The following is a 20,823-nucleotide window of genomic DNA, read 5'->3' as shown; positions in this document are numbered from 1 at the left end:
TAACTAGCACCACGCGTATCTTTATATACTTCTGCATTTATTGCCGAATGTATTCGAGCTGGGATAAACTCTGTGGGAGATGGCCAAATGGAGGGAGCAAGAAGTAATGGAATGACTTATATGCAAGCGATGCGTTTTGTTATTTTGCCCCAAGCATTCAAAGTAGCTATCCCTTCATTAGGTAATCAATTTATTAATTTAATAAAAAATTCTAGTGTCTTAGCATTCGTAGCTGGTTTTGATCTGATGTATCAAGGCGATGTAATTGCTTTTTCAAGTTTTCAAACTGTTAATACATATTTAGTTGTAGGTTGCTTTTATTTAGTTTTAACATTACCACTCAGCTATTATATGCGTTATTTAGAAAAGAAAATTGCTTAGGAGGGGTGATAAAAAATGTCTACGTTTATTAATGCTTATTCCCCCACAAACCTACGCTTTTTGTTTGAAGGATTGCTAGTAACAGTTGAAGTATCAATTATTTCTATTGTGCTAAGTTACATTATTGGCTTAATTTTAGGTACAATTAGATATATGAAGATTAAATATGTTTCAGCAATAGTGGGTGTTATTATTGATATTATTAGGAATTTACCATTGTTATTAATTATTTTCTTTACATACTTTGGTTTTCCTGAATTAGGTATTCACGCTTCACCATTTTGGGCAGCGATTAGTGCCTTAGTGATTTTTGAATCAGCAATGCTGGCGGAAATTGTACGTGGCGGTATCCAAGCTGTTCCAGATGGTCAAATGGAAGGGGCAAGAAGTAATGGGATGACGTATTTACAAGCAATGCGTTATGTCATCATGCCACAGGCAATGCATATGATGATGCCAGCCTTGCTGTCGCAATTTGTTTCTTTAGTTAAGGACACTTCGCTAGCAACAATCATCATTTTGCCAGAGCTTTTATATCATGCTCAAATTATTTATAGTCAAAATACGACTTATATGATTCCAATGTATTTAATAATTGCTGCAATGTATTTTGTTGTTTGCTTTGCTTTATCGTTATTTGCACAACGGTTAAGAAAAAAATTGGGAAAAGAGGCCTAAAAGGCCTTTTTTTCTGCTTGACTAAGTAAGCGCTTTTGTGTAAAAAGGTAGAGAAGTATTTTTTGAGGTAGATAAAGAATGGATATAAGTTTAAGTGGTTTTTTACAGAGTTTAGCGAACCCAGCAATGTTAACTACAGTTGTTTTGACCTTAGGAGTTATTTTCGTTAATGGCTGGACAGATGCACCTAATGCAATTGCTACTACAGTTACCACTCGTGGAATGGCTGCTAAACCAGCGATTATTATGAGTGCTGTTTTTAATTTCTTAGGCGTTTTAATAATGACCCAGATTAATGCAAGTGTAGCAGAAACTATTTCAAATATGGTTGATTTTGGTGGTGATGCTCATGCTTCGATGATTGCATTGGCTGCAGCACTTTTTTCAATTGTAGTCTATAGTGTGGGAGCTTCAATTTTCGGTATTCCTACTAGTGAAAGTCATTCATTGATTGCTGGTTTGACCGGAGCGGCAATTGCAATTCAAGGCAGTTTCAAAGGTATAAATTGGAATGAATGGATTAAAGTCTTATATGGTATGGTTTTAAGTTTAGTATTAGGCTTTGCTTTAGGTTGGATTATTTGTAAATGCGTCATTCTAATTTGTCAAAGCATGGATCGTAGGAAAACTAATCGTTTCTTCTCTGGTGCACAAATTGCTGGTGCAGCAGCAATGAGTTTTATGCATGGAGCTCAAGATGGTCAAAAGTTTATTGGTGTTTTGTTATTAGGAATGGCTTTTGTCAATGGGCAGTCAAGTGCTACAAGTATGGTGATTCCAGTTTGGTTAATGATGCTTTGTTCAATCACGATGGGGGTTGGGACAAGTGTTGGTGGAGAAAAGATTATTAAATCTGTTGGAATGGACATGGTAAAATTAGAACCATTTCAAGGCTTTTCTTCTGATTTAGCAGGGGCAATCAGTATCCTGATATCAACCCTTTATGGTATTCCAATTTCAACTACACATGCTAAAACTAGTTCAATTATGGGAGTTGGAGCGGTTAAAAGACTTAGTTCTATTAATCTTAATGTAGTTAAAGATATGGTCTTAACATGGATATTTACTTTCCCAGGGTGTGGACTTATCGCGTATTTAATGGCAAAGCTATTTTTATTAGTATTTTAAGGGGATAAAATAATGAGTAGAAAATCAGATCAATATTATTTTGATACTTTTTTAAAGTGTGCAAATTTTGCATATGAAGCTAGTCAATTACTTAATGAAGTGGTTAATGATTATACATCTGATCGTGTATCAAATTTAACAGATAAGATGCACGAAATAGAACATAATGCTGATCATGAAAAACATGAAATGACAGAAGTATTAATCAAGGCTTTTGTTACACCAATTGAGCGTGAAGATATTATGGAATTGGCTCATAATATTGATAATATGGTTGACCGAATTGAAGATGTATTAATGCGACTTTACTGTGATAATATTCAAAAAATTCGTCCAGAAATTTTGCCAATCTGTGAATTATTAATTCAAAACACAAATGAAGTTGTGGAATTAATTAAGGACTTACCAAAGTTTAAAAAGAATGCCGAATTTAAAGAACATATTGTCAATATCAACACGATGGAAGGAAAAGCTGATGTAATGTTTATTGATAATATGCGTAACTTACATGTGCATGAAAAAGATGCTTTACAAGTATTAGTTTGGAGAGATATTTTTAATTGTTTAGAGCGTTGTCATGATGCTTGTGAAGATGTGGCATCAAGTGTTGAAAAGATTGTTTTGAAGAATGCTTAATTTTAAAGCTAGAAAAAAGAAGGTTGGAAATCAACCTTCTTTATTTGTGTTTATTAGTATTTTTTATCTTCTTAATTATTGTTTCCAAGCAGCTGTTAATTTACTTTGACCAGTTGTGACGTCACTAGTCCAGTTTTTCTTTTTGCCAGCATCTGCTAGGATAGTTTGCATATTTGCATTGATTTGATCATATGCACTTTCTGAGTTCTTAGTTACAGGTAAGTAGTAAAGCTTTTTAGTTGTTGCTTCTAAAATAGCAGGAACCTTGCTGGTTTTTGAAGCCTTGTAACTTGCTGAATCTAAAACATCAGTGTTAACTGGCATATAACCAGTTTTATTAGCCCAAGTAGTCTGACTTGCTTTGCTGGTTAGGAATTTAAGGTATTTGAAAGCTGCAGTTCTTTGTAATTTAGTAGCTTTACTGAACATATAAATATCCGTACCTTGTTGAACATTTATAGAACTTGGACGAGCAGCTATTCCATATTCATTACCTTGAGTTAAACCACTTTTTACATAGGCTTCATTAGCTGTTGAACCTACAAACATTGCAACTTTTCCTGAATCAAATGGTGTTGACATGTACTTCTCAGTACCAGCCATCATAAAGTAACCATCTTTTACACCATCAGCATAATAATTAATAACGGCTTTGGATTCAGAGCTAGCAAAATTTAACTTCTTGTTGAAGTCAATGCCCTTTTCTTTCATTGCCAACATGTAGTAGTTATTAAGTGAGTCAAAACCGACTCCTTTAACTTTATGTTCGCTCTTTTCATAGATTTCTTGGCTAGCTTTCTTTAATTCTGACATCGTTTTAGGCACTTTAACGCCGTATTTATCTAAAAGTGTTTTGTTATAGAATAAAACTTCAACGGATTTATTAAATGGAACGCCATATTGAGTGCCGTTAATTTTTGCTCCATCCCAAAGAGCTGACTTTATTTTACTGTTAGAATATGATCCCCAACCAATTTCTTTATTATTAACATAAGGTGTAAGGTTGACTAACATTTTGTTTTGAGCAGCGCTATATAACCAACCAGGATATGCTTGTGTAATAGTAGGTAAATTCTTAGGTGATTGTAAACCAGATACTAATTTGGATTGTAAATCTCCTAAATTTCCACCTTGGTTTTGCAATTGAACCTTAATATTAGGATTCTTTTTTTCAAATTCCTTAGTCAAGTTTTCGAGTGTTGACTTACTAGTTCCAGTTAAAGAATACCAAAAGGTAATAGTGGTTTTTTTGGTAATTTTAGTTGGAATTGAACTTGAACTAGAGGAAGTTTTATTTCCTGTAGAACAAGCAGTAGCTAACAATGATACCCCTAGCATTGCGGCTAGAGCAACTTTATTTTTAAACTTCATAAAATGGGATCCTCCCCCAACCTAAAAAATCAACTGTGTTAAAACATTAACAAACACATGCTAATTCTAACATAATTTGCCTTTAAATTCGATATTTAAGGAAATAATGTTCCTAATTGACCTTGGTCTTTCACTAATTTAAGATTAGATTGTAAAGAATTTGCAAAAAGTTCGAACTTGGAATAGGCTAATAAGATAATCATTCAGAAAATGAGGCGGAAATTATGAACGATGAACCTTTAGTATATATGTATTCTGTCGGAAAGCGGAAACCTTATGACTACGATTATGCAAATCGGCAAAGTAATACACAAAATCCGTGTCCGTTTTGTAATCCTCAAACCTTGACAGATATTTATGAAACAGATGGTGATAAAATTTTGCTTCATAATAAGTATCCAACTTTAAAAGATACGATGCAGACTATTTTGATTGAGTCCAGTGACCATCAAGGCGATATTTCAACTTATACTAGAGAAGAAAATCGGGAGTTGATGAAGTTTGGTTTAAAGTGCTTCCAAAAGATGTATAATTCGGGTGATTATCAGAGTGTTCTTTGGTATAAAAACTTTGGACCAAAATCTGATGGTTCATTGCAACATCCCCATATGCAGATTGTGGGACTTGATAAAATGGATGGTTATAAAAATATTCAAGAAAATAATTTTACCGGCTTTGAAGTTGGTAAGAGTGGGGACGTTGAAATGAACCTATCTAAGCGTCCTGTACAAGGATATCAAGAAGTAAATATTGTGACATGGCACAATCAAAATCTAGATACTTGGGCAGATTTAATTCAAAAATCTACTCAATATGTAAGAAGTGTCTTGTCACATGGGGTAGATTCGTATAATCTATTCTTCTATCCAATAAAAAATGGCGAAGGGACATGCTGTAAAGTTATCCCAAGATTTTATGCTCCCCCATATTTTGTTGGCTATAAATTATCTCAAGTTGATGATGATGAAACTCTTGAATGGGAAGCAGCCAGATTAAAGGGGTTCATTACTAGTGGAATTAGCCTGACTTAAGTTATTTTTTTATTTTCGATAACTAGGTTATAATATGGTTAACCGCTTTCATGAAAGGAAATTGATATGAAAAAGATTGTTGTTGTAGGGTCAAGTAATGTCGATACCACCCTCCATGTAGTAGATTTTCCAAAGCCTGGTGAAACTATTAATGCACTTGATATTACAGAAGCAGGTGGCGGAAAGGGTGCCAATCAAGCAATCGCTGCTGCTAAGGCTGGGAGTGAAACTTACTTCATTAATCGAGTTGGTGAAGATTCATCAGGGCGATTTATTTTGAAGCAATTGAAGTGTTATGGTGTTGATACCACTTATGTCCAAACTACTTCTGGTACCAATACAGGACATGCATACATCAATTTGAATGAAGCTGGTCAAAATAATATTATTATTGATCATGGTGCCAATTATGAATTAAGTATTGATGATATTGATGCTGCCGAAGAATTGATTAAAGATAGTGATGCGATTATTACACAATTAGAAACACCAATTGAAGTAGCTATTGAAGCATTTAAAATTGCTAAGAAAAATAATGTGGTTACAGTTTTAAATCCAGCACCTGCAATTAAAGACCTTCCTAAAGAGCTACTAAAATTAACAGATATGATTGCACCTAATGAAACTGAAAGTAGCTTAATTACAGGAATTGAAGTTACGGATTTAGAATCAATCAAGGCTAATAGTGATAAGCTACATGAATTAGGTATTGAAAATGTAGTTATTACATATGGTGATAAGGGAAGTTACATTTCAACTTCCAATGTTGAAAAACTAGTCCCAGCATTTAAAGTGGAAGCGGCAGATACAACTGGGGCTGGAGATACTTTTATTGGCTTTTTGACAAGTCAATTGAATGCTGACTTTTCTAATATTGAACAAGCTGCTACATTTGCAGCTCGTGCATCATCAATTGCTGTGAGCAGATTAGGGGCTCAGCCTTCAATCCCTACTTACAACGAAGTTAAGGAATTAATGGGGAGAGAATAATGGATAAAAATACGCAAGATGAACTAAAAAAAGAAGCAGCTAAAGTAGCAGCTGACAAAGTTCAAGCTGGTTCTGTTTTAGGTGTTGGAACCGGATCTACTGTAAAGTTTTTCATTGATTGGTTAGGTGAGCGTAAAGAAAAAGAAGGTCTAACTTTGAAGCATATAGTAACTACTTCTAGTCGCTCAAAAAAGCAATTAGAAAGTTATGGCTTTAAAGTAGATGAATTAGCAGATGTTGATGAAGTAGATTTAACTGTTGATGGGGCTGACCGTGTTGACAGCCAACTAAATGGCATCAAAGGTGGCGGAGCTGCTTTAACACTAGAAAAAAATGTTGCTGTTAATTCTAAAAAGAATATTTGGATTGTTGATGAAAGCAAAGTGGTTGACCACTTATCAGGATTTAAGTTACCAGTTGAAGTCTTGCCCGTTTCTTGCATGCAAGTAAAAAAGCGCCTTGAAAAAGAAGGCCTAAATCCAGAGTTTAGAATGAATGGTAATCAGAAGTTGACTACACATTATGGCAACTATATTTTAGATTTAGATGTTAGCCCAATACCTGTTCCAACTGGTTTGGCAGATTATCTTGATCATACTGTTGGTGTGGTTGAACATGGTTTGTTCTTAAATATTTGTGATGAAGTAATCGTTGCTAAAAGTAACGGAACAATTCAAGAAATTAAGCGCTAATTTAACTTAATTTTAGAATAAGACGAAGATAATTATCTTTGTCTTTTTATTTTTGATATGATAATTTAAAAGATTTTTGAAGGAGAAAGCAATGAATAAGAAACCATTAATTATTAGTACTGATCCAGGTATTGATGATGCAGTTGCATTAACGATTTCTTTATTTGCTAAAGAACTTGATGTTAAGCTAATTGCTGCAACATGGGGAAATGTTAATTTAGAAAAAACTCTTAATAATACTTTGAAATTAGAAACATTTTTAGGTACTAAAGTACCGGTGGTATCGGGAGCTAAATTACCATTAGTGAAGAAGCCAATTGATGCATCTGAAGTGCATGGTAAAAGTGGAATGGATGGGTTCGACTTCCCTGAACCAGATAAAGGATTATTGGTTTCTGGTTTAGCAGCCACCAAAATTCATGAAGTTGTTGCTAATAGCTCTGAAAAAGTTACTTTGATGCAAATTGGACCAGCAACTGACTTTGCTCTGTACTTTAGACAATATCCAGATGACTTGGAAAAAATTGAAGAATTAGTTATTATGGGTGGAGCAATTGGTCGAGGAAATTATGGACCATATGATGAATACAATGTTAGTGGTGATCCTGAAGCAGCTAAAATTGTTTTTGAAAGTGGAGTAAAAATTCGAGTTGCGCCTCTTGAGCTGGGTCATCAAGCCTTTGTTAAGCAAGATACAATGGATATTGTTAGAAATTATGGAAAAAACGGCGATATGCTGTATTCTATCTTGTCTAATTTACATGATGGGACCTTAACTGATGGTCTTGAAATTTATGATGCCTTAGCAGTAGGGATGCTACTTGCACCAGATATGTATACTTTTAAGCCAGCTTTTGTGGCAATTGATACAAATGATTCTTATACTTATGGTGCTAGTGTAATGGACTTTGATAACTTTTTTGGTAAACCAGCAAATGCAGAAATTGGAGTTGCAATTGATCGAGAACAATTTGTAAGCTGGTTTGCCAAGGTTTTAAAAGAAGCAGATAAGTAAAGAGAGAAGATTGAAATGACTGATTTCGTCTATCGCGCTGTAATGCGTGATATTAAACAAAATATTCTCGCTCAAAAATATGAAGATATGCGCTTGCCAGATGAGCGCAGCTTGGCTAGTCATTATCAAGTATCACGGTCTTCAATGAAGCGGGCGCTTGAGTTATTGGCGCAACAAGGTATTATCTTTAAAAAGCGGGGAAGTGGGACTTTCATTAATCCACTGTATTTAAAAAATCAAGCCTTGTTCCGTTATGAAGGCTCTAACTTGGGGTTAACTGATAGTTTTAAAGTTCCTGGTAAAGAGCAAAAAATTAAACTTTTAGAGTTTAAAGTTATTAATGCTAGTAAAGAATTGGCTCAAGATTTATTTATTAATGAATCGGATTTTGTTTATCAGTTTAAAAGACTTAGGTTACTTGATAATCAACCTTTTTTAATTGAAACAGGATATTTGCCAATAAAGATCGTACCTGAGCTTACACCGGAGATTTTAAAAGATTCCCTATTTAATTATTTAGAAGATACTCAAAACAAAACTGTTACTAGATCGTTTTTGAATATTACTGTTGAGCCATCTAATTCGGAAGATCAATCAGAATTGAATTTGCAAGCTAATGAACCTGTAGGTGTTATGGAAGGGATTTTCTTTTTAGATGATGGGACCCCTTTTGAAGTATCTAATATGCGAATTCATTATAAGTATATGAGATATAACAGTTTTGTTAATTTGAACCAATAAAAATAAGGCCGAAAGAGACCTTATTTTTTGTACCAAAATTGGACCCAACCAATTATAAAATAAGTTGAACTTTTGCAAAAAGTTGGGTATTATATAAGTGTAAAAAAGAATTTTAATTCCTTAAAAGGAGAACAAAAATGGCAGTTAATTATGATTCACAAGACTACTTAAGAAGTGTTGATGCATATTGGCGTGCAGCTAATTATTTATCAGTTGGTCAATTATTTTTAATGAAGAATCCTTTATTAAAAACAGAATTGAAGGCTGAAGATGTTAAACCTAAGCCAATCGGTCACTGGGGAACTATTGTCCCACAAAACTTTATTTATGCTCATTTAAACCGTGCAATTAAGAAATATGATCTTAATATGTTTTACATTGAAGGTTCTGGACATGGTGGCCAAGTTATGGTTTCAAATTCATATCTTGATGGTTCATACACTGAAAGATATCCAGAAATTACACAAGATGAAGCAGGGATGACACGCTTGTTCAAGCGCTTTTCATTCCCAGGTGGTGTTGCTTCACATGCTGCACCAGAAACTCCTGGCTCAATTCATGAAGGGGGAGAACTTGGTTATTCACTTTCACATGGTGTTGGTGCAATTTTAGATAACCCTGATGTAATTGCAGCTGTTGAAATTGGCGATGGTGAAAGTGAAACTGGTCCACTTGCAGCAAGTTGGTTTAGTGATAAGTTTATTAACCCAATTCACGATGGTGCAGTTTTACCAATTTTACAAATTAACGGTTTTAAGATTTCAAATCCTACTATTGTTTCAAGAATGAGCGATAGTGAATTAACTCAATACTTTGAAGGTATGGGTTGGAAGCCATACTTTGTAAATGTTCATGGTTTAAGCCACATGGAAGCTCACGAATTGATGGCTAAGGAATTAGATAAAGCTATTGAAGATATTAAGGCTATTCAAAAGCACGCTCGTGAAACTGGTGATGACTCAATGCCACAATGGCCAATGCTTGTTTTACGTGCACCAAAGGGATGGACTGGTCCTAAGTTTGATTTAGATGGTAACCCAATTGAAAATTCATTTAGAGCTCACCAAATTCCAATTCCAGTAGATCAAGAACATATGGAACATAAAGATATGCTTATTGATTGGATGAAGAGCTACAAGCCAGAAGAATTATTTAATGAAGATGGCTCACCAAAAGATATCGTTCTTGAAAATACAGTTCAAGGCGATCAAAGAATGGCAATGAATCCAGTCACAAATGGTGGTATTAATCCTAAGCGGCTTCACTTACCTGATTGGAGAAATTATGCAATTGATTTTGATAAGCCAGGTAGTGTTGAAAAGCAAGATATGGCAGAATGGTCTAAATATCTAAATGAAATTGCTAATTTGAATCCAACTAACTTCCGTGGCTTTGGTCCTGATGAATCTAAGTCTAACCGCTTGTTCACTATTTTAGATGGACAAAAGCGTCAATGGATGGAAGATATTGAAGAACCAAACGATGAAGATTTAGCTCGTTCTGGTAGAATGATTGATTCTCAATTGTCAGAACACCAAGCAGAAGGATGGCTTGAAGGGTATGTCTTAACAGGTCGTCATGGCTTCTTTGCAACTTACGAAGCTTTTGGTAGAGTTGTTGACTCAATGCTAACTCAACATATGAAATGGCTCAGAAAGGCTAAAGAACAATACTGGAGACATGATTACCCAGCACTTAACATTGTTGATACTTCAACTGTTTTCCAACAAGATCACAACGGATACACTCACCAAGATCCAGGTCTTTTAACCCACCTCTTTGAAAAGAATCGTCCAGATTTAATTCATGAATACTTGCCTGCTGATACTAACTCATTACTTGCTGTAAGTAATAAAGCTTTTGCGGACCGTGAATGTATCAATGTTTTGGTAACTTCAAAACAACCTCGTCCTCAATGGTTTAGTAAAGAAGAAGCTCAAAGATTAGTTGAAAATGGCCTTAGTTATATTGACTGGGCATCAACTGATGAACATGCTGAACCAGACGTAGTCTTTGCTTCAACTGGTACAGAACCAACTTTGGAAACTTTAGCGGCAATTGATTTATTGCACAAGAATTTCCCAGAACTTAAGATTCGTTACATTAACGTCTTGGATGTAATGAAGATGCAAAGTCAACGTAAGAATCCAAATGGTTTATCAGATGAAGAATTTGATCGTTTGTTTACTAAGGATAAGCCAGTAATCTTTGCATGGCATGGCTTCAAGCCAATGATGGAATCAATTTGGTTCGATCGTCATAATCATAATGTATCAATTCATGGTTATGAAGAAAATGGTGACATTACTACTCCATTTGATATGCGTGTATTAAATGAAATTGACCGTTTCCACTTAGCCAAAGATGCTGTTGAACATCTTGATTTACCAGCAGCAGGCTTTATTGATGAAATGGATAGACTTTTATCTAAGCACCACACTTACATTCGTGATAATGGTAAGGATATTCCTGAAGTTACTGAATGGAAATGGAAAGGCTTAAACTAAGTCTTAAAATATAAGTGTCTGACCTCTGGTCAGACACTTTTTTATTAGATGAAAATATTAGTAAACTGAAAGCATTTTTCTTATAATATAAATTGAAAGTGTAACTTGATTGGAGAGATATATTATGGATTTTGAAGAGGTGTTCAATAAGGAACGTGCAACTCGAAAATTTTCAACTCGTAAAGTAGATGATGAATTAATCAAAGAGATTATTAAAAAAGCTCAACAATCACCATCATTGCTTAATTCGCAACCTTGGAGAGCATATGCCATTACTGGTGGAGCTTTATTAAAATTAAAGCGTGAAAACAAGGCATATATTGCACGTAAAGCACCGGTTAGTGAAGATTTTTCAACAATGTTATCAATTGATTGGTCAACTTTCCCTAGTCAAAATATGTCTAATATGGGCGCTTTTGTTACATACTTTTTGCATAATAAAACTGAATTATTTGAAAATGCTAATAATAATATGTTCTATGCTCCAGCGATTATTTTTTTGACGATACCCAAAAAATCTCCTGCATGGTCAGTTTTTGATTTAGGTATTTTTGCACAAAGTATTATGCTTTTAGCAATCAATCGTGGATTAGATACAATGCCAGCCCATTCATTGGTTGCTTATCCTGATTTAATTAGAAAATATACCAATATTCCTGATGATGAGGCGATTGGAATGGCAATTGCCATTGGCTATGCTGATAAAGCTGCTGAAGTAAATTCACCAACTTATATTCCGGGAAGAGTTCCATTTGACAAAATTTTCAAATTAATTAAATAAATGCCTAGCTAATGGTAAAATATAAATAGTTTATTGTAATTTTTATTTTTAAAGGTGATATAAAAATTGGATACTAGTCAGATAGTGACTAATTTAGTTGCTACACTTATTATTTTTGGATTTGCTACTTTTTTTGTTATTTCTGAGTTTGCGCTTGTTCAAACAAGACCAAGCCAGCTTGAAGATATGATTACTAACAAAGAAGGTAATTTAAAAAAGCTAAAACGAGCTTTGCATATGGTTCATAATCTGAATGAGTACCTGTCAACAACACAGGTAGGTACAACCTTAGTTGGGGTTGTTTTAGGTTGGTTCTCCACAGATACTTTATCAGAACTTATTATTAGGGGATTAAAGTTTAGTCCACTTGGTGAATCTTTAGCTAAATCTGTTGGAGCTGTTTTAGGGGTATTATTGTTAACCTATTTAGAGGTCGTTTTTACGGAAATTGTACCTAAAAATATTGCAATTGATATGCCTGTAAAAATGTTAATGGTAATTGTAACTCCCCTTAAATGTTTTCACACCTTGGTTTACCCATTTGTGTGGATTTTAAATACTAGTTCTAATGGTGTTTTAAAATTAATGGGCTTTAAAGAAGCTGCTGAAGAAAATGAGATTTATTCACAATCTGAAATTATTAAGTTGTCACGTTTAGCAGTAACAGGTGGTGCACTTGATAAAGAAGATTTGAAGTATATGGAGCGAGCTTTTGAATTAAATGATAAAGTAGCTAAGGACATTATGACTGATAGAACACGATTAACTGTTCTTGATGCTACTGATACGGTAAAGACTGCTCTAAAGTTATATTTAGATGAAGGCTTTAGTCGTTTCCCAGTTGTGCGTGATAATGATAAAGATGATGTGGTTGGCTATGTTTATGCTTATGACATTGTAGAACAGAGTAATGAAGGTAACAACGCATCATTAAGTAGATTGATTAGAGCTATTATCACGGTACCAGAATCCATGCCTATTCAAGATATTTTGCAATTAATGATTCAAAAACATACTCCAATCGTTTTAGTTGTTGATGAATATGGTGGAACTAGTGGGATTGTTACTGATAAGGATATTTATGAAGAACTGTTTGGATCAATTAAAGATGAAATTGATGACGTTTCTGATGAATATATTATCCGAGATAAGGATGGTAAGGTCCGCGTTTCAGGAAAGACCACTTTGTACGACTTTGAAAGATTTTATCATGAAAAGCTTAAGGCATTCCAAGATAGCGATATAATCACAATCGGTGGTTATATGATGGAACACTATCCAGACTTGAAGAAGGGTGATAGTGTAACTGTTGAAGGTTATAAATTTGAAGTTGCTGAAATAGAGCAAGGCTTCATGAGATGGTTCAATGTTGAAAAACTGAATAATAATTCCAAAACTACTGAATAATATTCACAAAAGCACTGACAAATTAGTGCTTTTTTTGTTATTATTAATTTAAATAGAATTGTATAGATAAGGATTCAAGGATAGGTTAGCAATGAGAGATAATATCGAAGATATTTTAGAAAGTACTTTATTTAGTCGTGATGATATTCATGAAATGTGTGTCCGGCTAGGTAAGCAATTAACTGAAGATTATGCTGGAAAAGAGCCGGTATTAGTAGGGGCATTAACTGGTGCAATTTTCTTCATGACTGATCTTGCTCGTGAAATGGATGTACGTTGTAAGATGGACTTTATTGATGTATCTAGTTATGGTAATGGTTTTGAATCATCTGGTAAAGTTAAGTTAGTTAAAGATGTTCATACTGATTTAACTGATAAAGACGTTTTAATTGTTGAAGATATTGTTGATACCGGACATACAATGAAGTTTATGAAGCAGCACTTTCTTAGTTTAGGAGCTAGAAGTGTTAAATGTGTGGCATTGCTAGATAAGCCATCTCGTCGGGTTGATGATGTGGTTGTTGACTATTATGGGTCAGAAGTTGGTAATCAATATGTAGTTGGTTATGGATTAGACTTTTATAATATGTTTAGAAATATTCCATATATTGGTGTTGTAAAGCCAGAAGTTATTCAAGCATATGCAAATAAATAAAATATCAAGAGGCTATATTTAACGGTGAAGTGAATATAGCCTCTTTTATTACTTATTCTGTTTTTTCTTATAAAAGTATATTGGAAGCCCTAATACAGTAAGTCCAGATCCAATTAATGATAGCCAGAATTGATTAATAACAGTCATTATAATGATAAAAATACCACCTGCTAAAGCAATTATTGGTGTAATTGGATAAAACGGCACCATAAATGGGCGGTTAAGATTAGGCTTGCGACGACGCAAAATAGGTTGACATAGGGTTAACATAATTGTGAAAAACCACATTACAAATACCAGCATGTCAGTTAGAATATCGAAATTACCTAAACTAATCATAGCCATTGTGATGAGCCAGATAGTAACGGCACCTAAGACGGGAACTCCCGTCTTTTTATTAACTTGTTTGAATTGATGGGAAAATGGTAATAAATTATTTTGGGCTAAAATATATGGAGCGCGCATACCAGTAAGCATGAAAGCATTAGCGGCACCATAACAAGATATCAAAATACCAATTGTAACTAATTTACCGCCCATATTCCCAAATAGCTTAATACTAGTATTGAAAGCAGTATTTTGATTACCATAAATGCTATTAAATGGTAAAGTTTTTAAAAATACAAAGTTGACTAAAACATAGATGGCTGTAACAATTCCTAATCCCCAAATTAAAATCTTAGCCATATCCTTTTGAGGATTTTTTAAATCACCAGCTAAGTTAGTAACACTAACCCACCCATCGAAAGCGAAAAGAGCAGATAATAATCCACCACTTATTGCAGTTACTAGTGGAACAGCATTCTTTGATGCAAAACCTGTAAAGCTAAAATGTTGTTCAGGAGCCATTAAACCAAAGATAATGATTAAAATAAGTGGGATAACTTTAATCACAGTGACTACCGATTGTAATTTACTTGAAAATTTAGTTCCTAATAAATTAGTTAAGAAAATAAAAGTAATCATACACAATGAAATTGGTAGAGCGGCAATCTTGTTTCCAAAGAGGTTGCTAGCTTGAGTACCCAAAATTGAGCTGCTGGCTCCAGCTTCAGCAGGGAAATAGACAATTATTTGAGCCCAACCGAATAAAAACCCCCAGATACTACCATAAGTATATTCTAAATATTGAATGGAGCCATTTACAGGTAATTCGGCAGCAACTTCTGCGATTGTTAAACCAGATGCTAGTGATAAAAAACCAGCTAAAATCCAGACAAATATTGTTAAACCAGCAGAGTTAGTTTGTTGACTGATTGTTCCAATTTTTAAAAATACACCGGCCCCAATTACGCTACCAACTAATGTTGCAAGACCTTGGGTAAAGGTAATTTCTTTTTTCAATGTTTTCTCCTCTTTTAATTAGTTAATAATGAAGTATATTGAAATTATACTAGATAAACCATACAAAGTCTTGGTATAGCCATGAATATTGGTTAAAATATTTCTAGGAGGGTTTATTGTGCCACATTTTCGTCATCGGTCTACATTACCATTAATTATTATTAGTCTCTTTTTGGTAATTGGCGCTTTATTGTTTGCATATCGTACATTACCTAAGAGAACTACATTACCAACTGGCTCAAACTTGAGTGTAATTGGTGTTAAACTTGATCAATATCGAGCTTCTGTTGACTTGCATAAGTTACAAGCTGCGGGAGTTTCCTTTGTTTATTTGCGTGCTACACAGGGTAAGTCTTATTTTGATGATGACTATGAACGCTATCGTAGTCAAATTCAGGGAACTAATTTGGCTTTTGGTAGTGTGTTATATTTTAGTGATGAGTCATCTGTTAGGGCGCAATATAAATATTTTAATAAGAAAACAGCTAATAACACTGGAAGTCTACCAATTTTGCTAGAAGCTGCTCCTGGTAGTGATAGCAATAAATTAGCATTTTGGAACCATATGGGGCAATTAGCAAAATTGTTTTTAAAAGATGGTAAAAGCGTTATGGTTCAAGGAGATATTAAATATAAAAAATACTTCCCAGCTGCAACTAAATTCATGTCGACAGCTAGTCAAGCCCCTGATAAGTTGCAATATTCATTTTGGCGCTATACAAATAAAGGGCATATAAAAAATGTAAAAGCAATGGAATATGATGTAGAAATGTATGCATATAACGGCACAATGGGTCAATATAAACAACTTTATGGAGATTTAACACAATAATGTATTCAAAAGAAATTCAAGCAATCTTAACTAAAGAAGGGAAAAAAAGTCCCACTTTAATTCAAAAAGCTAGTTATGAAAGCCTTAAAAGCGGGGCAAATGTTATAGGTTTAGCTAAAACTGGAACAGGAAAGACTTTAGCATATAGTTTACCTTTGCTAGAAACTACTAAGCCTGGTAGTGATGCAAGTATGGTGATTTTTGAACCAACTACTGAATTAGCTATTCAAACTAGAAATGCGATTCGTCCGTACGTTTTAGCACTTGGCTTAAATGTTTTAGCTTTGGTAGGTAGCGGTAATCGTAGTAGACAGATTGAGCAATTGAAGAAGAAAAAACCGGAAGTTTTAGTTGTAACACCGGGACGCTTTTTCGATTTGTTTTCAGATAATAAAATAAAGCTTAATAAAATTCAAAAATTGGTTATTGATGAAGCTGATGATATTTTAGAATTTACTAAATTGGAGCTGCTTTCTAGCTTAGGACAAAATTTACCAACAACTAGTCAAGTTGTTTTATTTGGGGCGACTGAAAGTAGCGTAACGCAAGAAGCTGAGGAGTTATTTGCAACTAATTTCTTCTTAATTGATGTTCGACCAGAACAAAAAAGCCCAGTTGAACATTATTTCTTAAAAGTGACTAATCGATATAAGATTCAATTTTTGCAACGGCTGGTAAAACTAGATGGCTTTAAGGGAATTCTATTTTTTGACTCTAATGAAACGTTAGAAAAATTTGCGCGTATTTTTAGTCATTCACAGACCAAATTTGATTTATTAACTAACAACCAACCTAAAACTAGACGTCAAAAAGCTATTAATGATTTGGTAGCAGGTAAAACACGGTTGCTATTAGCAACGGATTTAGCAGCCCGTGGTCTGGATATTCCTAAGCTAACTTATGTGGTTAATTATGAATTGCCTGAAGATGAAAATACTTACTTACACCGCGCTGGTAGAACAGGACGAATGGGGCATGACGGTTTTGTAGTAACTTTAGGTGATGATCATGACTTGCGGGATATGCGTAAATTGCTCACAGGCATTGATTTAAAGCAAGTTTATTTTAAAGGATTTGGTTTATCAACTGAAAAGCCGAAAAAGACAGAAAAGAAACAACTTGAAAAAGCTGTTTCTAGTGAAGTTAAGAAAGCTAAGAAACATCATAAAAAGCGTAAAAGAAATCAAAAAAATAAAGGATATCATCCGAGAAAAGAGAAAAAGTAGTGAGAAAGCTTATTAAAAATTTTATCTATTTTTTGGAGAGATGGGTACTTCCTTTAGCAACCACAATGGCAAAATGGCGTTGGTTAGTTGCCTTGCGGGATGCCTTTATATCAGTGATGCCGATCAGCATTGTAGGATCTTTGACTGTTTTAATTCCCGGGTTAATTAATGCTGCAAAAACAGAATTGGGGTTCGGGGCGGTTGAATATGCTTTAACACCGGTAATTAATATTTCTAATTTGATTTATCAAGGAACCTTCCAACTGTTTTCGTTATATTTTGCTTTAGCATGGGGCTATCAATTAGCAAGGAGCTTTGAAGTTAATCGTCTTGCCGGTGCAATAACGTCTTTAGGTTGCTATTTAATGAGCATAGCAAATGTTGTGAAATTAAATATTAATGGTGATGAAGTTTCAATAAAAAATGCTTTTAATACTAGCCAACTTTCGAGTTTAGGCTTGTTTACATCGTTAATTTTTGGTGCTGTTGGGCTATCTATATTTATATTAATGACTAAAGCTAGATTAACTTTACGCTTTAGTTCATACATGCCCCATGCTGAAGAAGCAGCATTCATTGCCTTGATACCAATGATTATTAGTTTGAGTATTGTTGGAGCAATCAATTATATTTTTCAAATGGTGACAGGTACTTATTTTGGAAATTGGTTATTGAATACAATTCAGAATCCTTTGACTAAAATGGGGCAGGGGTTTGGAATAGTATTATTAATCACGTTTTTATTACATGCTTTTTATTTCTTTGGTATTAATGGAATGAGTGTCTTAGTGCCAGTCATTGATTCAATCTGGCTTACTCCACAAAATGCTAATTTAACAGCGGTAAAGTCAGGACATGTTGTTCACTATCTTTGGACTAGAAATTCTTTTGATGTTTATAGCTGGATTGGTGGAACTGGGGATACCTTAGTCTTAATTCTATTGATATTGTTGATTTCAAAACGAAGTGATTTTCGAACTTTAGCGAAGATTGCTATTGGACCAGGATTTTTTAATATAAATGATCCAATAGTCTGGGGATTGCCATTGGTTCTTAATCCATTATATTTAATTCCATTTATTTTAGCACCATTAGCTAACGTTACTCTGGCTTATTGGGCAACGGCTTGGCACTTAGTTGAACCAGTATCAACTTCCGTGCCTAATGTTATTCCGCCATTTTTAAATGCTTTTTTAGCAACTAATTATGACTGGAGGGCATTAGTTTTAGTAGCGGTAAATGTGATAGTAGCGATTTTAATTTGGCTACCATTTGTTCTGGCAGGTGAAAGAATAGCAAAAGAACAAGAAAAACATAGTCTTTTTTCATTTGAATATTAAAAAAGTTGGGTACAATAAGTAAAAGTATGATAGAGTTATATTGTACCTTGGCCACGTAGCTCAGTAGGATAGAGCCACTGTCTCCTAAACAGTAGGTCGCCAGTTCGATTCTGGCCGTGGTCATAATATACAAAAAAAGGTTGATATTCTTCGTTTTTAAACGAAGAATATCAACCTTTTTATTTAACTTTTCTCCATAAATAAAAACTTAGAAAAATCCCCTTTAAATGCTTTTTTATCATTTACAACCTTTAATAACTCTTCTTCAGTAATTCCTTTAAAATCTAAAAATGCTTTTAAAACTGTATAAACATCTGCCAATTCTTCAATTAACTTTTCTTCACTTGTAGCATCTTTTACTTCATTAGCTTCTTCTACAATTTTATTTTTTAGTGCTGGAAGAATTTCGTCTTGGTTGAGTTTTCTAAATTTTGCATTAGTTACAAATTCTGGTATTTTATCTCGTACTAATTTATTCATGTTTAATACTTCTTTCTGTATTGTCCTTAATATAACAAGAACTGATTATGTATTATAGATAAATAAACCCGGATTTATAGTTCATAATTTTATTACTAATCATCATAAAATACAATAACATTTACAAAGAAAAGATATAAAACAAGAATTATAAGAGTTAATATATTTAATATTGTACGATTTTTGCAATAAGTAAAATTGCTACAATTCCCCAACAAATCAATCCGGTTGAAATTAAAATCCATTTTTTTAAAGTGCTTTTTTCCGCTACTCCAAAAACTGAACAAAAAGATCCAATTGTGATTAAAAAGCCACTAATAAATAAATAGAAAAATCGTAAATCCATTTAATTCCCTTCTTTTCAATAACTTATTAATAGCGTATCATAGGTATTAACGCGATGGAGGTAATTTTATGAAGCAAATTAAAGTAATGACTGTTTTTGGAACAAGACCAGAAGCAATTAAGATGGCTCCGCTTGTTTTAAAATTAAAGTCAGATGCACGCTTTGAAGAAGTGACTGTTGTTACTGCTCAACATAGAGAAATGCTTGATCAAGTGTTAGATATTTTTAAGATTAAGCCAGATTATGACTTTAATATTATGCACAAGAACCAAACTTTAGCTGATATTACAACTAAGGTCATGACAATGCTTACTGATACAATTAAAAAAGAAAAGCCTGATATTGTTTTAGTTCATGGTGATACTACTACTTCATTTGCTGCAAGTTTAGCTACATTTTATGAACAAACAACCTTAGGTCACGTTGAAGCTGGACTTAGAACTTGGAATAAATATTCTCCATTTCCTGAAGAAATGAATCGTCAATTAACTGATGTTTTGAGTGATTTATACTTTGCTCCAACTAGTTTAAGTAAACAAAATTTACTTAAAGAAAGTCACCCTGCAGATAATATTTTTATTACTGGTAATACAGCTATTGATGCTTTACATGAAACAGTTCAAAAAGATTACCATCATGATGTTTTAGATGAGATTAAACCAGGTAATCGCGTGATTTTGGTAACTATGCACCGACGTGAAAACCAAGGTGAACCAATGCGCCGAGTATTTAAGGTGATGAAACAAGTGGTGGATAGTCACGATGATGTTGAAATTATTTATCCAGTTCACTTGTCACCACGTGTGCAAGCAGTAGCCAAGGAAGTACTAGGTGGCGATCCTAGAATTCACTTGATTGATCCATTAGATGTTGTTGACTTCCATAACTTAGCTCAAAGAAGTTACTTTATTATGACTGATTCAGGTGGTGTGCAAGAAGAAGCCCCTTCACTTGGTAAGCCCGTTTTAGTCTTACGGGATACTACAGAAAGACCTGAAGGTGTTGAAGCAGGGACTTTGAAGTTAGTAGGTACTGAAGTTGATAAAGTAAGAACTGAAATGGTTAAACTTTTAGAAGATAAGAATGCTTATGAAGAAATGGCCAATGCAAAGAATCCATATGGTGATGGTCATGCAAGTGATCGAATTATGGATGCGATTGCTTATTACTTTGATAAAGAGAATACTGAGCGTCCAGCAGAATTTGAATAAAAAATAAGAGTAATACGCGTGGTGCTAGTTA

20 protein-coding genes, 1 tRNA gene and 1 pseudogene are annotated in these 20,823 nt (G+C 33.9%); 18 read left to right on the top strand and 4 right to left on the bottom strand.

All coding sequences use genetic code 11. From position 1 onward, the window contains the following. Positions 1 to 15: 15 nt before the first annotated feature. The 4 genes and pseudogenes from ACNDLV_RS02140 to ACNDLV_RS02125 all read left to right on the top strand — a co-directional run. Positions 16 to 381 (top strand): annotated as a pseudogene (locus ACNDLV_RS02140) (amino acid ABC transporter permease); the annotation flags it as partial. Positions 382 to 396: 15 nt separating this feature from the next. Beyond that, the gene (locus ACNDLV_RS02135) at positions 397 to 1,059 is read left to right on the top strand and encodes an amino acid ABC transporter permease (protein WP_006587091.1); all 663 of its coding nucleotides are present in this window, start codon (positions 397 to 399) and stop codon (positions 1,057 to 1,059) included. 78 nt (positions 1,060 to 1,137) lie between these two features. After that, complete coding sequence (locus tag ACNDLV_RS02130) at positions 1,138 to 2,187, top strand: inorganic phosphate transporter (protein WP_006587090.1); 1,050 nt, start codon at positions 1,138 to 1,140, stop codon at positions 2,185 to 2,187. Positions 2,188 to 2,199: 12 nt separating this feature from the next. Next, complete coding sequence (locus tag ACNDLV_RS02125) at positions 2,200 to 2,823, top strand: DUF47 domain-containing protein (RefSeq protein ID WP_006587089.1); 624 nt, start codon at positions 2,200 to 2,202, stop codon at positions 2,821 to 2,823. A gap of 75 nt (positions 2,824 to 2,898) precedes the next feature. On the opposite strand, the gene ACNDLV_RS02120 is transcribed toward ACNDLV_RS02125, so the two are convergent. Then, complete coding sequence (locus tag ACNDLV_RS02120; RefSeq protein ID WP_006587088.1) at positions 2,899 to 4,194, bottom strand: extracellular solute-binding protein; 1,296 nt, start codon at positions 4,192 to 4,194, stop codon at positions 2,899 to 2,901. Between the two features lie 224 nt (positions 4,195 to 4,418). Between ACNDLV_RS02120 and ACNDLV_RS02115 the strand changes: the two genes are divergently transcribed. From ACNDLV_RS02115 to hpt, 9 genes are all read left to right on the top strand, one after another. Continuing rightward, positions 4,419 to 5,225: a DUF4931 domain-containing protein gene (locus ACNDLV_RS02115; RefSeq protein WP_006587475.1), complete on the top strand. Its 807-nt coding sequence runs from the start codon at positions 4,419 to 4,421 to the stop codon at positions 5,223 to 5,225. A 66-nt stretch (positions 5,226 to 5,291) separates the two neighbouring features. Next, positions 5,292 to 6,215: a ribokinase gene (gene rbsK / locus ACNDLV_RS02110; protein ID WP_006587086.1), complete on the top strand. Its 924-nt coding sequence runs from the start codon at positions 5,292 to 5,294 to the stop codon at positions 6,213 to 6,215. Then, positions 6,215 to 6,907 carry a ribose-5-phosphate isomerase RpiA gene (gene rpiA, locus ACNDLV_RS02105; RefSeq protein ID WP_006587085.1) on the top strand — a complete coding sequence of 231 codons (693 nt, stop codon included), beginning with the start codon at positions 6,215 to 6,217 and terminating at the stop codon, positions 6,905 to 6,907. Before rbsK ends, rpiA begins: the two co-directional genes overlap by 1 nt. A 91-nt stretch (positions 6,908 to 6,998) precedes the next feature. Beyond that, a complete protein-coding gene (locus ACNDLV_RS02100; RefSeq protein ID WP_022091263.1) occupies positions 6,999 to 7,922 on the top strand; it encodes a nucleoside hydrolase in 924 nt (307 codons plus the stop codon). Positions 7,923 to 7,937: 15 nt separating this feature from the next. Then, positions 7,938 to 8,663, top strand: coding sequence for a GntR family transcriptional regulator (locus ACNDLV_RS02095; protein WP_006587083.1), 726 nt, complete (start codon positions 7,938 to 7,940; stop codon positions 8,661 to 8,663). A 137-nt stretch (positions 8,664 to 8,800) separates the two neighbouring features. Next, positions 8,801 to 11,170: a phosphoketolase family protein gene (locus tag ACNDLV_RS02090; protein WP_048588199.1), complete on the top strand. Its 2,370-nt coding sequence runs from the start codon at positions 8,801 to 8,803 to the stop codon at positions 11,168 to 11,170. 124 nt (positions 11,171 to 11,294) lie between these two features. Continuing rightward, positions 11,295 to 11,951, top strand: coding sequence for a nitroreductase (locus tag ACNDLV_RS02085; protein ID WP_006587472.1), 657 nt, complete (start codon positions 11,295 to 11,297; stop codon positions 11,949 to 11,951). A 66-nt stretch (positions 11,952 to 12,017) separates the two neighbouring features. Beyond that, positions 12,018 to 13,358 (top strand): hemolysin family protein, encoded by a 1,341-nt coding sequence (locus tag ACNDLV_RS02080; protein ID WP_048588201.1) that lies wholly within the window; start codon positions 12,018 to 12,020, stop codon positions 13,356 to 13,358. A gap of 91 nt (positions 13,359 to 13,449) precedes the next feature. Continuing rightward, complete coding sequence (hpt, locus tag ACNDLV_RS02075; protein WP_006587470.1) at positions 13,450 to 14,013, top strand: hypoxanthine phosphoribosyltransferase; 564 nt, start codon at positions 13,450 to 13,452, stop codon at positions 14,011 to 14,013. A gap of 48 nt (positions 14,014 to 14,061) precedes the next feature. Here the strand turns inward: hpt and ACNDLV_RS02070 are convergent, their stop codons facing one another. Beyond that, the gene (locus ACNDLV_RS02070) at positions 14,062 to 15,357 is read right to left on the bottom strand and encodes an APC family permease (protein ID WP_048588202.1); all 1,296 of its coding nucleotides are present in this window, start codon (positions 15,355 to 15,357) and stop codon (positions 14,062 to 14,064) included. Between the two features lie 118 nt (positions 15,358 to 15,475). Here ACNDLV_RS02070 and ACNDLV_RS02065 point away from each other — a divergent pair, with 118 nt between their 5' ends. From ACNDLV_RS02065 to ACNDLV_RS02050, 4 genes are all read left to right on the top strand, one after another. Further along, on the top strand, positions 15,476 to 16,189 hold the full coding sequence (locus ACNDLV_RS02065) for a GH25 family lysozyme (protein WP_006587469.1): 714 nt from the start codon (positions 15,476 to 15,478) through the stop codon (positions 16,187 to 16,189). Further along, on the top strand, positions 16,189 to 17,415 hold the full coding sequence (locus tag ACNDLV_RS02060) for a DEAD/DEAH box helicase (protein ID WP_006587076.1): 1,227 nt from the start codon (positions 16,189 to 16,191) through the stop codon (positions 17,413 to 17,415). Before ACNDLV_RS02065 ends, ACNDLV_RS02060 begins: the two co-directional genes overlap by 1 nt. Before the next feature lie 11 nt (positions 17,416 to 17,426). Further along, complete coding sequence (locus ACNDLV_RS02055) at positions 17,427 to 18,755, top strand: PTS sugar transporter subunit IIC (protein WP_498882920.1); 1,329 nt, start codon at positions 17,427 to 17,429, stop codon at positions 18,753 to 18,755. Between the two features lie 49 nt (positions 18,756 to 18,804). Further along, a tRNA-Arg gene (locus ACNDLV_RS02050) sits at positions 18,805 to 18,878 on the top strand. A 60-nt stretch (positions 18,879 to 18,938) separates the two neighbouring features. Here ACNDLV_RS02050 and ACNDLV_RS02045 read toward each other — a convergent pair. Together ACNDLV_RS02045 and ACNDLV_RS02040 are read right to left on the bottom strand one after the other, a co-directional pair. Continuing rightward, positions 18,939 to 19,235, bottom strand: a complete 297-nt coding sequence (locus tag ACNDLV_RS02045) for a nucleoside triphosphate pyrophosphohydrolase (RefSeq protein ID WP_006587074.1) — start codon at positions 19,233 to 19,235, stop codon at positions 18,939 to 18,941. Positions 19,236 to 19,401: 166 nt separating this feature from the next. Further along, on the bottom strand, positions 19,402 to 19,581 hold the full coding sequence (locus ACNDLV_RS02040) for a hypothetical protein (RefSeq protein ID WP_006587073.1): 180 nt from the start codon (positions 19,579 to 19,581) through the stop codon (positions 19,402 to 19,404). 68 nt (positions 19,582 to 19,649) lie between these two features. On the opposite strand from ACNDLV_RS02040, the gene wecB reads away from it, so the two are divergent. Next, the gene (gene wecB / locus ACNDLV_RS02035) at positions 19,650 to 20,792 is read left to right on the top strand and encodes a non-hydrolyzing UDP-N-acetylglucosamine 2-epimerase (protein WP_006587072.1); all 1,143 of its coding nucleotides are present in this window, start codon (positions 19,650 to 19,652) and stop codon (positions 20,790 to 20,792) included. Positions 20,793 to 20,823: the final 31 nt, after the last annotated feature.

This window comes from Lactobacillus fornicalis, assembly GCF_055362665.1.
The sequence above is the reverse complement of the archived record's forward strand: the minus strand, read 5'-3'. Positions and strand labels throughout refer to the sequence as shown.